The 563-nt window shown below is 51.7% G+C and carries 1 protein-coding gene; it reads left to right on the forward strand.

Annotated features, from left to right (window positions below; translation table 11 throughout):
* The coding region (locus tag RF638_RS16135) for a hypothetical protein (protein WP_368842475.1) at window positions 1-563 on the forward strand (563 nt) is incomplete at both ends.

Genomic DNA, 563 nt, shown 5'->3' on the forward strand with positions numbered 1-563 from the left:
AGAAGGCGCAGTTCAAGGCTGAGGTGCGTGCCATCAGAGCCATGATGTATTATGAGGCGATGGATTTGTATGGCAGGATTCCGGTACTCCTGTCTTCGGCAGAATCACTCATCTATGAACCGGCTTCTGGCTCTTCGGTTACCGATGAAAAGCTGTCGGCTCAGAGCGAACGGAGCGAAATCTTCCATTTCATCTTCAGCGAATTGCAGCAGGTGTTGCCTTATCTTCCTCAGACGTCCAGTTTGGAGGAAGGCTCTCATTATGGGCGCATCACGCAGCCTGTGGTCAACTTCCTGCTGGCTAAGCTGGCGCTGAATGCTGAAATCTATATGTACAACGATTGGGCGCAGGGTTACAGGAAGCGTCCGAAGGGTAGGGACCTGGAATTTATGGTGCGTACTGCCGATGGCGCCTCGCTCATTACGGGCGGCAAGGCGAGTGAGAACCGCAGCAGGATATTGAATGCTTGGGAAACCTGCATCTTCTATTGCAACAGACTGGCTGATGAGGGCTACAGTTTAGAGGAGGATGAAATCTTCAACAGTTCTGCGCGTTATCAGATG

Origin of the sequence: Kocuria sp. CPCC 205235 (assembly GCF_040980905.1) — a bacterium.
GTDB lineage: Bacteria > Actinomycetota > Actinomycetes > Actinomycetales > Micrococcaceae > Kocuria > Kocuria carniphila.